The organism is Sphaerospermopsis sp. LEGE 08334, assembly GCF_015207205.1.
Taxonomy (GTDB): Bacteria; Cyanobacteriota; Cyanobacteriia; order Cyanobacteriales; family Nostocaceae; genus Sphaerospermopsis.
In genome coordinates this window covers 47,495-63,002 of sequence record NZ_JADEXH010000002.1, presented here as the reverse complement: position 1 = coordinate 63,002, position 15,508 = coordinate 47,495, and the positions used below count along the sequence as shown (strand labels likewise).

Sequence of the window (15,508 nt, the reverse complement as noted above, 5' to 3'; positions counted from 1 at the left end):
AAGAGTCAAACCCCTTGACACCACCCGAAAACCCTGTTATGATAATTTTGATGAGGAAGAACTATCTTATGTGCATAAGCAATTCAAAACCTTTCCAATCAATACTCTATTCCTCTCTGCGCCTCTGCGTCTCTGCGTGAGAAAAAAATAAAATAGGGGCAGTTTCCACAACCACCCCCCCAAAAAAAACTTGTAACTTAACTTGTAACTTAACAACTACTCAGCACTAGCCAAAGTGGGAGCAGCAAAAACTTGAGAATATAAACTTGTAGGTTGTTCACGTGCCACAACAGGCAATACTTGACGGGCATGAGCCGCAACTTCTACAGTTTTCACATCATAGGTTTCAGTCACCAACTTAGGATAGAAACCAATACCGATGATAGGCAATAACAAACAAGCAGTGATGAACAACTCACGGGGTTTCACATCAGCAACTACAGTATCTAAATGTAACTCTTCACTTTGCTTACCGTAGAACACCTGACGCAACATAGAGAGTAAATAGATAGGTGTTAAAATCACACCCACAGCAGATAAGAAAATAACTACAACCTTGAAACTAGAACTATAAACATCGCTAGTGCCAATACCCAGGAATACCATCAACTCACCCACAAAACCACTCATACCGGGTAAAGCTAAAGAAGCCATTGAACCAACAGTAAACAGCGCAAAAGTTCTAGGCATTACCTTAGCAATACCACCCATTTGGTTCATCATTAAAGTATGGGTGCGATCGTAAGTGACACCAGATAGGAAGAATAAACTAGCAGCAATTAAACCATGAGAAACCATTTGTAACACCGCACCACTAATACCAATTTCGGTATAAGATGCAATGCCTATTAATACAAAACCCATGTGGGCAATAGAAGAGTAAGCTAAACGGCGCTTTAAGTTAGTTTGAGCAAAGGCACAACAAGCACCGTAAACAATATTAACTACACCTAAAATTGCTAAAGCTGGAGCAAAAATAGCGTGGGCATCACCTAACATTTCCATGTTGAAGCGAATTAGGGCATAACCACCCATTTTTAATAACACACCAGCTAAAATCATAGAACCAGGTGCAGACGCTTCACCGTGAGCATCAGGCAACCAGGTATGAAAAGGGAAAATAGGTAATTTTACACCGTAAGCAATTAAGAAACCTGCATAGAGAGCTAATTCTAACAGTCTGGGATATTCTTTGAGTCCCAACTCTGTCATGTTAAAGGTGAAGTTATCACCATAAAACGCCATTGTTAAACCAGCTACGAGAATAAATATAGATGCGGCGGCGGTGTAGAGAATAAATTTAGTAGCTGCGTAACGGCGGTTTTTGCCTCCCCAAATAGAAATCAATAAATAAACAGGTACTAATTCAATTTCCCACATTAAGAAGAATAATAACAAGTCTTGGGCGAGGAATACACCTAATTGGGCGCTATACATCACCAGCATCAACGCATAAAATAAACGCGGCTTATTGGTTACTTTCCAAGCCGCGAATATAGCTAATGTGTTAATTAAACCTGTTAGTAGCACCAAGGGCATTGATAAACCATCAATCGCTAATGCCCAATTTAAACCAATTTGAGGTATCCAACTATAAGTTTCTGTGAGTTGTAAAGCGGAACTTTGGAAATCGTAACCTTGCCAAACCGCATAAATCATTAATGCTAAATCTGCAAAAGCTACTCCTAAACCATACCAGCGAATGGTTTTACCGTCTTTGTCAGGAATGAGGGGAATGGCTAAGGATGCCACTAACGGCAAAAAAATTATGGCTGATAGCCAAGGAATTTGTATCGGATTCATCACTGTTGACAATCAATTCTGAATTTTTCTTTTAATTAGATTATATTAAGGAATCGTTACTTTTGTAAACACATTTCTTAACATAATTTGATATTAGGTAATAAATAGTAATAAATATTTACTAAAACTGCCTAGCCGCTATTCTAATCATAAATTTTTGTAACGTCAACAAAAAAGCGGCTAAATTGGCCGCTATTTTCAGATATAATTTTTCTCCTCATAAAATTTTAACAGGCATATAGACTCAGCACTAACTTTGACACTGAGAACAAAAATGACTAGAACGCCCACTTAGTTTAATACGCTGGATGATATTACTACAAACTTTACAAGGCTCTCCAGCACGGTTGTAAACCCAAGCTTCACCGCCATAATTGCCGTTAACACCTTTAACATTGAGGAAATTACTAAAAGTTGTCCCACCTGCGGCAATACTGGCAGATAAAACATCAATTATCGCTATTCTTAAAGGTTCTATTTGTTTTTTATCTAATTCCGTACAGATGGTAGTTGGTAATATTCCACTTTTAAACAAAGCCTCATCAGCATAAATGTTACCTAATCCTGCTACTATTGACTGGTCTAATAAGGCTGTTTTAATCGGACGACGAACTTTTTGTAGTTTATTTGCTAAATACTCAACTGTAAACTCTGGGGAAAATGGGTCTACTGCTAGTTTGCCTAAACCTGTAATAATACTTTCTACAGGTACATTACCAGGAACATACCACATTTGCCCGAAGGTGCGCTGATCTACAAAGCGTAATTCTTGATTATCCCCAAAAAATAATCTTACCCTTGTGTGTTTGTGTAAGGGTTCATCTCGATTTAACCATAATAATTGCCCTGTCATTCGCAGATGAACGCCCAACCAAGAAGAAGAGGAGAGTTCAGCCAAAAGATATTTACCGCGACGATGCCAAGATTTAATGGCACTGGTTTTAATTTTTTCTATAAATTCTTCAACAAAAAAAGGGTGAGCTATGGTGCGTGGTAGCAACACATCCCCCCCCGTAATTTCTTGATTTAGGGTTAATTGATTTAAACCCCGTCGTACTGTTTCAACTTCAGGCAGTTCAGGCATTTTTAGAGTAATGAGTGCTGGGTGTTTAGTTTTGAGTAATACCTCAACATTAGATGAAGGGCATGGAATCAGCATATTTAGTTTACTGCTTTTCCATGTTTTTATACTCAATTTTCAGCACTCAGGACTCATGACTGTTGTATTGCTTACTTTTTAGCAGCAGGTTTAGCTTTGGGTGCTTCCACTTCTACTAATTCATCTAAAGCAAAGTTGTTGGTGTTAACACCAGCGTAATTAACACTGGGGAAACGGACAATTACAGGGTACTTAATTCCGCTTTGATCTACAGTAGCAACAGTACCTACTTCTTGAAACCAGTAGGACTCAGGGCGGAGAATACGTACTTTGGAACCACGTTGAACCATGATTATCTTCCCTTTGAATGTTCAATTGAGAATAAATTAGGGCTATTTGATTTCACTCTACAACTAGAAGGTCTTTACTAGCGTATTTGTTAAGTTATTTGTCATAAGTTAGGGAACTGGGGAAGAAAATTTTAGATTTTAGATTTTAGATTTTAGATTGGAATTGACAAAAACAATCCAAAATCCAAAATCCAAAATCCAAAATTGAATTACCCATTACCCGAAAAAGTATCAAACCCTACTTGACAAAGTACCTATAATAGAATAAGGTCTTTCGCAAACACTTTTTGCGAATAAATTGCCTATGCCTTTTATGCTTTGCTTAACACAAAGACGCTCCCCTCGTTACCTCTGCCAATACGCAGATCATTGTCTAGATAAGTGATGTCCAACCATCCTTGTTGTTGGTCGCTGTTGATGGCAAAATCAAAAGCAGTAAATTTTTTGCCTGATTCAATTTGTTGGATAAACGTTGCAGGTGATTTGTAGGCAATTAACCTTTGCAAGCCAAGAATAGAACGTTGAAATTTGACTTTGACTCGACGTTCGGAAACAGGGTCAAATTTAGCAGCGACGCTAACTAATCCTTCCAAAGAAGGTAGTCCATAAATTTCAGCAATGTTATAAACACTGTTAGTTTCGACTCGAATACATTGGTAAATTTGACCAAGTTTACAAAGAGGGAAACGATCCAGGTTTAATAAGGCCTTGCTGGTGGTGTAAAGTAATCGCCAATCACCTTCTAGTAAATGGCTGGCTTGCATTGGGCGGGGTGTGGGGTTAAAGTCTTCTAGACTAGCGATCGCCGCTAGAATAGCCTGTTTTTGGGTTTCAGTTGCCAGTAAACCCCGGTTTGTACCAGCAATTGCATCTAAAAGCGTATTTTTTGTTACCATAACTCTTGACCTCAAAATATAGCTATGAAATCAGGATTAACAAGGGTTAAATGTTATATGTATAGGCTGGTGTAATCGTCGAAGAATAGCTTGCTGTTTGGCATAGGGCTATTAAATAAATTTTTGTGTTTAATTCGGATAGATCAATCAAAGAGTTGAATCATTAACTAAATTATCCCGTATCAAATGATAGACTCTTAATGTCCAGAACTTGTACCTTTTTCCGTCTTCGTTGATATGTTAAATTCTCCCCTAAATGAGCAACCCCGGAACCAAAGAGCTACTGTGATTCCTTTGAAGCAAAAGTCTTCGATGTTGGACTGGTTGCAGTCTAGCGGTCGTCTCATCGCTCGTGACTTTAACGAATCGACTTTTTCGGAGCCTGAAGAAGAAATATCTGATTTTTTGGCGGGAGAAGATGGAATTGGCGACCTTGACTATGATGATGATGCCGATATCAGCATAGATGAGGATTAGCCATGAGGACTGTGGGGACTGGGTTTGATCAATAGTTTCGGTTTTCGGTTTTCGGTTTTTTAAGTGTGGAGTGAAGGGAAATTTTTTGTGGACGCTAAATTATCTCCAAATCAAGGATTAAACATTTCTGGAATTGGGCTGGCCTCTCTGTTAGCCCTCTCGCTGACTACAGCTGCATTGATTTTAGATGGGCTAGGACATAGAGTATTCTGGCAAGCTAATTCGCTGACTATGCCGTTTTTTCTGTGTGCTGTAGGCGCTGGTGCTGCTGGTTTTTGGGTTGTGCCGTTGCTACAAGCTTTGAAAACAGGACAAATAATTAGGGAAGATGGACCGCAAGCGCATCTGAAAAAAGCTGGTACTCCAACTATGGGGGGGATTTTTTTCATACCTGTAGCTGTAACAGTTGCTTGTATTTTGTCTAATTTTGCTCAGGATGTACTTGCTGTTTCTGTGTTAACACTCAGCTATGGCTTAATAGGCTGGATCGACGATTGGCAAATTTTGCATCGAAAATCAAATAAAGGTATATCTCCAAAGATGAAATTAGCTTTGCAGATTGTTTTTGCAACTGGTTTCTGTGTCTGGATGATGTTTAACAGAGATTTTAGTATAACAAATATTGCCTTGCCTTGGGTTGGTTTATCTTTGCCTCTGGGTTTACTTTTCTGGCCTGTGGCTGGTTTTGCGCTGGTTGCAGAAAGCAATGCTACTAATTTAACTGATGGTATTGATGGGTTAGCTGGGGGAACGGTGGCGATCGCCATTTTTGCTTTAGGCGCTTTGATTTCACCCACTTCGCCTGATTTGATGATATTCTGTGCGGCTATGAGTGGTAGTTGTGTAGGCTTTTTAGCCCATAACCGCAACCCAGCCCGTGTTTTTATGGGTGATACTGGTTCTCTGGCTTTGGGTGGTGCGTTGGCTGCTGTAGCACTGCTTACTAATAGTTTAGTAGCCTTGTTCATTCTCAGCGGTATTTTCTTTGTGGAAACTCTGTCTGTAATGGCACAAGTCAGTTATTACAAAGCTACCAAAGGACCAGATGGGAAAGGTAAACGGTTATTTAAAATGGCCCCTTTACACCACCATTTAGAATTATCTGGTTGGACAGAATTACAAGTAGTTGGTGCGTTTTATATCATTGCTGCGATTTTGGCTACTTTCTGCTTAACAAGCATGAAATTTTGAGATTTTTAACAAATTATCAATAACACAGCCTAGATCCCCGATTTTTTGATCCGTCGGGGATCTTGTTTTTTATTGGTTGTTTATTCAGTTTGCATTTGTTTGACCAGATGCACGATTTCTGGTAGTATCAGCTTTTCAATTCCCAAACGGACAGCGTTACTAGAACCAGGTAGGGAAAAAATAAGTTTATTTCTATAAATACCAGCTACAGCGCGAGAAGCGATCGCTCTAGAACCGATTTCTTGATAACTGAGAAAACGGAATATTTCGCCAAATCCTGGTAATGTCTTTTCTAGTAAGTTGGCGATCGCATCATAGGTAGTATCTCTGGGTGCTATTCCTGTACCACCATTAAAAATAATAACATCTACATTCTGATTTTTACTGATACTTTCTATATATGCTTGGATTTGGTTTGGTTCATCTTTGATTATTTGATAATCTGCAATTAAATGATGAGCAGATAATAATAAATCCTGTATTAATTTTCCACTTTTATCTGTTTCAGGGTTGCGGGTATCGCTGACGGTAACAACTGCACATTTTACTATGATATTTTCTGTATCTGGATGTGGATGTGATTTGATCATATATGGATATAGACAATGCAATTACTATTATTAATTTTGCTATAGTTTACTCCCTTCCTACCGGAATAATACCGATTTAATAAACCACGATTGAATAAACCACGAAGGCACGAAGCACACGAAGGAAGAGGAAAGGAAGAAGGAAGGAAGAAGAAAGGAAGAAGAAATGTTATATTTTTATAATCTATATATAGAAATAAATACTTAGGTCTTTTTTGAATTATTGGGTGAGTTTTGCTGCTGCTAATGCTAATGCTGAAGTTTTTATTTTTTATCCCTGTAAAACCTCACCCACAGTTAACTTAATATCAGCAAATAAAGGTGAAGAAATCACCATATCATCAGTAAAAATATGCTCATCATAAAAACCTTCTACCCACTCTAAAACTGTTACCTTTTTTTGCATGGAATCAACTATCCAATATTCAGCAATACCCCGCGCTGCATACTCTGAACGCTTGTAACGATAATCCCGATTTTCTTGGTTAGGACTGACTATTTCAACTACTAATAATGGGGGTGTCATGTCCATTAAAACTAGGGAACGTTTAGCTGCTTTCATTTCCTCTGCTAATTCTTCTGAAAATATCACTAAATCAGGAACTCGCACCCCTACCATCCGACTATTTACAGCTATTTCTGTTTTCATACTCAAGCGGTAATAGGGAATACCTAATTTGAGAAAATAAGCCAGTAAAAACATTGCTATTCGCCGATTTATCTCACTTTCATAAGGCATAACAATTAATTCCCCATTTTCCAATTCATAGAAATTATCTGTACCGCCATCAAATTCTAGAAACTCTTCAAAAGTCATTTTTTTAGCAGTTGCAACTGTCATTATTATTACTCCTATAAACTGCTGACTGCTTATATTTACTATTTTAACAATATAATTAAATCGGGTGATGGGTTGCAGGATGCGGAGTGCGAAGTGTGGAGTGTTGATAACCCAATCACTAATCACCAATTACCAATCACCAATCACCACTAAGTAATTTAAGATTTACTTAATCCTAAATCATTCTCTTCAGCGTACCGATTCATAAACCGCATAAAACGATCCCATTCTTCTACACTTTTCATCAGGTAAACAGCTTCTACTGCTTCTGGTCTACCATTAACAAATTTACCCTTGACTTCACGGGTGATAATTTCCCCCTCTTCGTCAATCATATACATCCCTGTAATTTCTTCTGTACTATTTTCACTGAAGGCTTGGGGATTTTCAAAAGTAAATGTTGCTGTTCCACTATCACCAGTACGTGATCTTGTTAACTTTACTTCTGGAACTACTGGTTCGTCAATGCCTCTAGAAAATTGGATTTTTGCCATGATGAATGTTTGTTTAATTTTTATGATCTTTAGGTCAATATTCTCTCATCATATAGCAGCGATTTGGCTATCTTGATTAAATCTGTTTTTCATTTTGGGTGGGTGTCGCTAAATAGCTTCTTTTTCCAAAATTAAAGTAACTGGTCCATCATTTTCAATTGCAACTTGCATCATCGCGCCAAATTTACCAGTTTCTACCCTTAAACCACTTTTCTGTAATTTTGATACAAAGAAATTATATAAATCTACTGCTAATGTAGGTGTAGCAGAACGATCAAAGGAAGGACGACGACCTTTACGACAATCTCCATAAAGGGTAAACTGACTAATTACTAATAATTCCCCATTTATTTCTTGTACAGATTTTTGCCATTTATCACTACCTTCATCATCGGGAAATAAACGTAATTCTAAACATTTACGCACCATCCAATCAATTTCCGCATCAGTATCAGTATGAGAAATACCCACAAGTAAATTTAAACCTCGACCAATTTTACCGATAATTTCCCCATTTACAGTGACTTGGGATGATTTAACTCTTTGAACAATAACGCGCATATTTCAGATTTTTGAATAATGATAAAGGTAGGGGTTTAGCAGTGCTAAACCCTTACAGAAGTCACGAAGTGGGGTGATGGGGGAATGGGGTAAAAATTCTTTAACTGTTATCTGTTTCCTGATTTCCCAATCACCAATTTTCTATTTCCCGAAACCTTTACCTTTACTAACAGAGGGAAGACAAAGACAATTTTCTAGTTGCTGAAGTAAAGTCTCTTGATCCAAATTTTGACCAATTAAAACCAGTTGATTTTTCTTTTTACCTTTCCACTGATCATCATCAATAGTGAAGCGTTTACCGCACAGGTGGAAAATATGACGTTGAGGACTTTCTTCAAACCACATAATACCCTTAGCGCGGAAGACATTTGTGGGTAGTTGGTTATCTAAGAAATATTGAAATTTTCTAATCGAGAAAGGTTTATCACTTTGAAAAGATATGGATGTAAAACCATCATTTTCTAAGTGATCAGAGTGGTGATGATCATGGTCGTGATGGTCATGTCCACAGGTAGAATGATCATGGTCGTGATGTTCATGTTCGCAGGTAGAATGATCATGATCGTGATGATGATAATCATGTTCATCGGTTTCTGAATCAAAATATTTATCAGATTCAAATAACCCAACACTGAGAATTAAAGGAAGTGGAACTTGAGAATTTTTAGTTCTGATAATTTTCGCACCTTCCTTAATATCATTAATCTTTTTTTCTAATGAATTTAAAGCAGCTTCATCCACTAAATCGGTTTTATTGAGCAGAATTACATCACCATAAGTAATTTGACTAAATGCAGCTTGAGAGTTGAATAAATCCAAGCTATAATTTGCTGCATCTACTACAGTGACAATTGAATCTAATCGGGTTAAATCTCGCAATTCAGATCCTAAAAATGTCATTGCTACAGGTAAAGGATCTGCTAAACCTGTGGTTTCAACTACTAGATAATCTAGCTTTTCTTCTCTTTCTAAAACTTGGTAAACAGCATCAACTAAGTCATTATTAATGGTGCAACAAATACAACCATTACTAAGTTCCACCATGTTATCTTCGGTGGAGACAACTAATTCATTATCAATACCTATTTCGCCAAATTCGTTAACTAAAACAGCAGTTTTTACACCTTGCTGATTAGTCAAAATATGATTGAGTAAAGTTGTTTTACCACTGCCAAGAAAACCAGTAATAATGGTAACAGGTAATCCTTGTTTGGTTGCTTCCATTGCGTGAGATTCTGAAGTAACTGCTGATGTCATATTTATGAAGTAGGGTTTTAGTCTATTTTGAATGTTAGCTTGATTTGTGCTAGTTGACATTACTGGTTGTATACCAGCTTGAAAAATGTCAGTGATTGTTAATTTTCACTTTGGAAGTGTTTGTGAGATCATTATTTTATCATTTCTCATTCATTTATAAATTGCTTAAATTGATATTTTACAGTAATGAAATTCTCAATAGAAATAATTGGTTTTTGAAGATTTGCAATATCGGAAGTTGGACATAGAGTTAAATCAGAAATGTTGAATCATTTTGATCTTGGGTTAAATTCCACCAACTCTGCAAAATTTACTTGTTTAGTTCTGGGTAAAGCTAGAATCATAAGTTACCTAACTCTGACAACTATATTACATGATATTACTGGAAATCAACTAGAGAACTATATTTAGATATCATAGATGATAAGAGCGATCGCTTTTTACTGTATCTGTAACTTAATCTGACTCACCTATCCGGTTACTCACCACTTACGCTATCATTGCTAATCGTTAGATTGCCTTATCCCTTATATTATGACCCTATCTATTTACAATACTCTCACCCGTCGTCAAGAAGAATTTAAAACCGTCGAACCTGGTAAGGTAAAAATGTATTATTGCGGTGTGACGGTTTATGATTATTGCCATTTGGGTCATGCTAGAGCTTGTATTGTCTGGGATGTAGTGCGTCGCTATTTACAATTTATTGGTTATGATGTGCGTTATATCCAAAATTTTACGGATATTGATGATAAAATTCTTAACCGTGCACGGGAAGAAAAATCCACAATGGAAGCGGTATCAGAACGCTATATCCAGGCATATTTTGAAGATATGGGACGTTTAGGGATAAAAGAAGCGGATGAATATCCCCGTGCTACGCATACCATGAATGGTATCCAAAGATTAATTCATGATTTAGAAACAAAAGGTTTTGCTTATCCTGCTGATGGTGACGTTTATTATGCGGTGCGAAAGTTTGATCAATACGGTAAACTTTCAGGACGGAAATTAGAAGATTTACAAGCAGGTGCAAGCGAAAGAGTCAACGTAGAAGATCCAGAATATCAGAAAAAGAAAGATCCCTTTGATTTTGCCTTGTGGAAAGCTGCAAAACCTAGCGAACCTGCATGGGAGTCACCTTGGGGAAAAGGCCGCCCTGGATGGCACATTGAATGTTCTGCAATGGTGCGCGATCGCCTGGGTGATACCATTGATATTCATGCTGGTGGTGCTGACTTAATTTTCCCACATCATGAAAACGAAATTGCCCAATCTGAAGCAGTCACCGGTAAACCTTTAGCTAACTATTGGTTACACAATGGCATGGTGAAAGTAGACGGTGAAAAAATGTCTAAATCATTAGGCAATTTTACCACAATCCGCGATTTATTAGATCGTGGAGTTGAACCGATGGCATTAAGATTATTTGTGTTAATGGCACAATATCGTAAACCCATTGATTTCACCGATGAAGCAATTTTAGCAGCAACAAACGGCTGGCATACTATTAAAGAAGGTTTACTTTTTGGTTATCAACATGGTAAACAACTAGGTTGGGAAAATCTGGAATTAAATAAAGCTAACATTGATAAATATGAAGTTGAGAAATTTACCAACGCAGTTGATGATGATTTTAACTTTCCTGGTGGGTTAGCGGTTATTTTTGAATTAGCTAAAGAACTCAGAAAAGAAGGAAATATCATTGTTCATCAAGGAAAAACCGCAACTCCCGCCAATGAATTATTAAAACAATGGCAAACCTTATTAACATTAGCAGAAGTTTTAGGTTTAACCGCCGAACCAGAAGCAGAAACAACAAAAAATGATGGTTTAAGTGATGCAGAAATTGAGGAATTAATTCAGAACAGACAAGAAGCGAGAAAAGCTAAAAACTTTGCTGAATCTGATAGAATTAGAGACGAACTCAAAGCCCAAGGTATTGAATTAATTGATAGCAAAGAAGGTACACGCTGGCAAAGAAAAAATTAAAAATTAACAAAGCATCGTCATCTGAGTTGTGAACATGATTTTTTAAACGAACCGCAGAGACGCAGATGACACAGAGGTAAAGACAAAAAAGATGATTGAATCTTACTCCTTTCTCATTCTAATATTACCCCCATTCTTTTCTTCTTCCTTCGTGTCCTTCGTGTTCTTCGTGGTTCATTCTCTTTAAAAATCCTTCACAACTAACCAATATCTCAAAAACTCTTTCCCTCTGCGCCTCTGCGTGACATAAAAAAATAATTTTTTAACCTTTAATTAATCCTATGTGGTCAGAACTAACAACCGCCATATCACATTTTAACATTCCTGCTGATTGGATCGGTATCCGCGCAGTCAAAGAAACAACCAGAACCCATTTTGTCAGAGATGGTTTACCCCAAAGCAACGGTAAATCATTAAAAATGGGAGCAATGATAGAAGTGATGGTTAATGGTATTTTGGGTTATGCTGCTACCAACTCCTTAACATTATCATCATTGCAAAATACAGCAGAAATAGCTTATAAACAAGCAGTTGCAGCAAGTGAATTTTGGATATATCCCTTTAGTCAAAATACCCGTCCCAAAGTCGTGGGTGAATATAACTCACCTTTCTTTGAACCATTAAATGTTATTAGTCCAGGGGAAATAAATGATTTATTAATTAGAATTTGTCACAGATTAAAAATCAGTGATAAAATAGTTCAAACCGTAGCCAATATCAACACATCTGAAAAAGAGACTTGGTTTGTTAGTAGTAACGGTTCAGAAGTTTATCAAAAAATCATTTCTTTAGGCAATCATTTTGGTGTAATTGCTCAAGATGGTAATGTTGTGCAACAACGTAGTAATAACGGAATGCACGCTAATTGTTATCAAGGTGGATGGGAAGTATTAAAACAAGATCATTTATGGCATCGAGTCCAACAAATTGCCGAAGAAGGATTAGAATTATTAACAGCCCAAGAATGTCCCAATACTCGCACTAATTTAGTTTTAGCACCAGATCAAATGATGCTACAAATTCATGAAAGTGTAGGACATCCTTTAGAAATTGACCGCATTTTAGGAGATGAAAGAAACTACGCAGGTGGTAGTTTTGTGAAACCCGAAGATTTCGGTAAATTACAATATGGTTCACCTTTAATGAATATCACCTTTGATCCTACCGTTGAAGGTGAATTTGCCAGTTATAGTTTTGATGATACTGGTACAAAAGCCACCAGAGAATATATCATTAAAGATGGCATTTTACAAAGAGGTTTAGGCAGTTTAGAAAGTCAATATCGTTCTGGTTTACCAGGGGTAGCTTGTGCGCGTGCTTCTTCTTGGAATCGACCACCAATTGATAGAATGGCTAACTTAAATTTAGAGCCAAATTTAGAACCAGGAAACGCCAATTTTCCAGAAATGATTGCGGATATAGAACATGGTATTTACATGGAGTCTAACCGTTCTTGGTCAATTGATGATCGAAGACATAAATTTCAATTTGGTTGTGAATATGCAAAGTTAATTGAAAACGGTAAACTTACAAAAACCCTGCGAAATCCTAATTATAGAGCTACCACACCAGAATTTTGGCACAGTTTAATTAAGGTTGGTAATGATGCAAATTGGCAAATGTACGGTACTCCATTTTGCGGTAAGGGAGAACCAAATCAAACTATTTGGGTAGGACATGGTTCACCGGTTTGTGTATTTGCAAATGTAGAAGTTTTTGGTGGTGGTTAGAAAGCGACGAAATAAGATCCCCGACTTCTTACGTCAATCATGTTAATAAATGATTATTTAATCAGATAAGTCGGGGATCTGAAGACTGCTAAATGATGATATCAAGTTTAGCGGCAAAATTGCGAGAATTAAATATTGATCATGAGAACATTTAAAGCGACTATTAAAAAAATGAAAATGCAAATTGAAGAATTATCAATTTTAGAAAACAATTTCAATCAACTGATAGAAATGCTGCTTGCAAAAAAAGCAGATAGTGAACATTTTACCATTAGACTGAACAGCGAAAGAAGTCAATTTACCCGCTTTAATCATGCTAAAGTTAGACAAACAGGACTGGTTGCTGATGGTTCAATTACCCTAACTTTAATGGAAAATCAGCGCAGTAGTTTCTGTAAATTTCCTTTTACTGGAAACTGGGATATAGATTGGCAAACAGCATACCAAGCTTTACAAGATTTACGAGAAGAATTACATCTATTACCAGTCGATCCTTATTTGGTTTTACCTACAGGAAATAATCTTAGCAGAGAAGTACATACAGGTAAATTATTAGCACCAGAAAATGTTGTTAATAGTATTTTAGAATCTGTCGCTGATTTAGATTTCACTGGTATTTATGCTGGGGGAGTGATTATTAGAGGTTATGGTGATTCCAGCGGACAAAAACACTGGTTTGCAACTGATTCTTTTAATTTAGATTATTCCTTGATTTTGGCATCAGGAAAAGCAGTCAAGGGAACTTTTGCTGGTAGTGAATGGGATGAATCTGCTTATGTAGATAAGATAAATGATGGTAAAAAACAATTAGCTTTATTATCTCTTGAACCCAAAGAATTGCCCAGAGGAAATTATAAAACCTATTTTGCTCCTGCTGCGGTAGCGGAATTATTGGGGATGCTTTCTTGGGGTGCTATTAGTGAAGCTGCTATCCAACAGGGAAATAGTGCTTTAGCTGCGTTATCACGTCAAGAAAAACAACTTTCATCTAAGTTTGTGTTAACAGAAAATTTCACATCTGGTTTAGTTCCCAGATTTAATGATTTAGGAGAAATATCACCAGAGGAATTAACTTTAATAGAAAATGGTGTTTTGGTAAATAGTCTCGTTAATTCTCGCACAGCTAAGGAATATAATAAACCTGCCAATGGTGCTAATAGTTCAGAAACCTTACGTTCTCCAGAAATCAAAACAGGTAATTTAGCTTTTGCTGATATTTTACCAAGTTTAGATAGTGGGTTGTATGTTTCTAATTTGCATTATTTAAATTGGAGCGATCGCCAAACTGCTAGAATTACAGGTATGACTCGTTATGCCTGTTTTTGGGTAGAAAAAGGAGAAATAGTCGCCCCCATAGAAAACCTCCGTTTTGATGAAAGTCTCTACCGTTGTTGGGGATCAGAAAATTTAGTTGCTTTAACCAAATTTCAAGAATTTATTCCCGAAGTGGGAACTTATGAAAGTCGTCAATTAGGTGGTAGTTTAGTTCCAGGAATGCTGGTGGAAGATTTCACCTACACTTTGTAGTTTATAGCAGGTGACAGGTGACAGGTGACAGGTGACAATGTAAGAGGGAATAGGGAGGAAAATTTTAGATTTTAGATTTTAGATTAGAGTTGACAAAAACAATCCAAAATCCAAAATCCAAAATCAATCACTCCTGACTCCTGACTCCTTTTATACCTGGTTATTGTGAAAAATGTTGTTTTCTTAATAAGCTAAAGTTTCTAAAGTTTCTCGTAAATACCGTTGTACTTGCTGTTCTAGGCGCAAACCCTTTAATTGAGCATTACTTTCTAGTTGCCAGCGTTGGAAACCGGAACTAGCAGAAATGGCATACTTCAGGTTTTGCCAAATGTGAGCATCACGAGAAAGCTGGCCGGTGATAGAAGCTGAAATTTGAGCCATAGTTCCTCATTCCTCGTTTTTCAATTTTAGAGTCAAACAATTTTAGATTTTAGACTTGAAATGGATTATTGTTTTGCCTAAAACGACAACAAAGAAACCAAATAAGCTAAATCTAACATTTTTTAAATGGGGCAAGAGGTGATCCATACCTACCCCGAAAATTTTGCAATCTTATTTAATCTTTTCTCAAGATAACGGTTACACAGCAACAAATTCTGTGTGATTGATCACTAAAACTAAGGATATTTTCGGTAAAATTTTTCCAAATAACTTTTTTAAATTAAATAGCAGGTTTTCGATTATTGCAAAGCTTTCTTTC

At 36.9% G+C, this 15,508-nt stretch carries 15 protein-coding genes; 5 read left to right on the top strand and 10 right to left on the bottom strand.

Translation table 11 applies throughout. The features are described from left to right. Nucleotides 1-216: 216 nt before the first annotated feature. From IQ237_RS01405 to IQ237_RS01390, 4 genes are all read right to left on the bottom strand, one after another. Nucleotides 217-1,803, bottom strand: coding sequence for an NAD(P)H-quinone oxidoreductase subunit 4 (locus tag IQ237_RS01405; RefSeq protein WP_194051531.1), 1,587 nt, complete (start codon nt 1,801-1,803; stop codon nt 217-219). A 250-nt stretch (nt 1,804-2,053) separates the two neighbouring features. Beyond that, complete coding sequence (locus IQ237_RS01400; RefSeq protein WP_194051851.1) at nt 2,054-2,887, bottom strand: DNA-formamidopyrimidine glycosylase; 834 nt, start codon at nt 2,885-2,887, stop codon at nt 2,054-2,056. Between the two features lie 146 nt (nt 2,888-3,033). Then, nucleotides 3,034-3,252, bottom strand: coding sequence for a photosystem I reaction center subunit IV (locus IQ237_RS01395; RefSeq protein ID WP_096570310.1), 219 nt, complete (start codon nt 3,250-3,252; stop codon nt 3,034-3,036). Nucleotides 3,253-3,563: 311 nt separating this feature from the next. Then, a complete protein-coding gene (locus IQ237_RS01390) occupies nt 3,564-4,148 on the bottom strand; it encodes a PAP/fibrillin family protein (protein WP_194051529.1) in 585 nt (194 codons plus the stop codon). A gap of 237 nt (nt 4,149-4,385) precedes the next feature. Between IQ237_RS01390 and IQ237_RS01385 the strand changes: the two genes are divergently transcribed. Next, the gene (locus IQ237_RS01385) at nt 4,386-4,625 is read left to right on the top strand and encodes a DUF3134 domain-containing protein (RefSeq protein WP_194051527.1); all 240 of its coding nucleotides are present in this window, start codon (nt 4,386-4,388) and stop codon (nt 4,623-4,625) included. Between the two features lie 87 nt (nt 4,626-4,712). Then, nucleotides 4,713-5,816 carry a phospho-N-acetylmuramoyl-pentapeptide-transferase gene (gene mraY / locus IQ237_RS01380; protein WP_194051525.1) on the top strand — a complete coding sequence of 368 codons (1,104 nt, stop codon included), beginning with the start codon at nt 4,713-4,715 and terminating at the stop codon, nt 5,814-5,816. A gap of 80 nt (nt 5,817-5,896) precedes the next feature. Here the strand turns inward: mraY and IQ237_RS01375 are convergent, their stop codons facing one another. From IQ237_RS01375 to IQ237_RS01355, 5 genes are all read right to left on the bottom strand, one after another. After that, nucleotides 5,897-6,403 carry a molybdenum cofactor biosynthesis protein B gene (locus IQ237_RS01375; RefSeq protein ID WP_194051849.1) on the bottom strand — a complete coding sequence of 169 codons (507 nt, stop codon included), beginning with the start codon at nt 6,401-6,403 and terminating at the stop codon, nt 5,897-5,899. Nucleotides 6,404-6,677: 274 nt separating this feature from the next. Next, a complete protein-coding gene (locus IQ237_RS01370; RefSeq protein WP_194051523.1) occupies nt 6,678-7,247 on the bottom strand; it encodes a Uma2 family endonuclease in 570 nt (189 codons plus the stop codon). A gap of 158 nt (nt 7,248-7,405) precedes the next feature. After that, a complete protein-coding gene (psb28, locus tag IQ237_RS01365) occupies nt 7,406-7,741 on the bottom strand; it encodes a photosystem II reaction center protein Psb28 (protein ID WP_194051521.1) in 336 nt (111 codons plus the stop codon). Nucleotides 7,742-7,849: 108 nt separating this feature from the next. After that, complete coding sequence (gene dtd, locus IQ237_RS01360) at nt 7,850-8,302, bottom strand: D-aminoacyl-tRNA deacylase (RefSeq protein ID WP_194051519.1); 453 nt, start codon at nt 8,300-8,302, stop codon at nt 7,850-7,852. A gap of 141 nt (nt 8,303-8,443) precedes the next feature. After that, nucleotides 8,444-9,559 carry a GTP-binding protein gene (locus tag IQ237_RS01355; RefSeq protein WP_194051517.1) on the bottom strand — a complete coding sequence of 372 codons (1,116 nt, stop codon included), beginning with the start codon at nt 9,557-9,559 and terminating at the stop codon, nt 8,444-8,446. A gap of 534 nt (nt 9,560-10,093) precedes the next feature. Here IQ237_RS01355 and cysS point away from each other — a divergent pair. The 3 genes from cysS (at nt 10,094) to IQ237_RS01340 (ending at nt 14,808) form a co-directional block, all read left to right on the top strand. After that, nucleotides 10,094-11,551 (top strand): cysteine--tRNA ligase, encoded by a 1,458-nt coding sequence (gene cysS / locus IQ237_RS01350; protein ID WP_194051515.1) that lies wholly within the window; start codon nt 10,094-10,096, stop codon nt 11,549-11,551. Nucleotides 11,552-11,832: 281 nt separating this feature from the next. Continuing rightward, nucleotides 11,833-13,281, top strand: a complete 1,449-nt coding sequence (locus IQ237_RS01345) for a TldD/PmbA family protein (RefSeq protein ID WP_194051513.1) — start codon at nt 11,833-11,835, stop codon at nt 13,279-13,281. A 177-nt stretch (nt 13,282-13,458) separates the two neighbouring features. Continuing rightward, nucleotides 13,459-14,808, top strand: a complete 1,350-nt coding sequence (locus tag IQ237_RS01340; protein WP_194051847.1) for a TldD/PmbA family protein — start codon at nt 13,459-13,461, stop codon at nt 14,806-14,808. 183 nt (nt 14,809-14,991) lie between these two features. Here IQ237_RS01340 and IQ237_RS01335 read toward each other — a convergent pair whose 3' ends face one another. Continuing rightward, complete coding sequence (locus tag IQ237_RS01335; protein ID WP_096570288.1) at nt 14,992-15,189, bottom strand: hypothetical protein; 198 nt, start codon at nt 15,187-15,189, stop codon at nt 14,992-14,994. Nucleotides 15,190-15,508 lie beyond the last annotated feature (319 nt).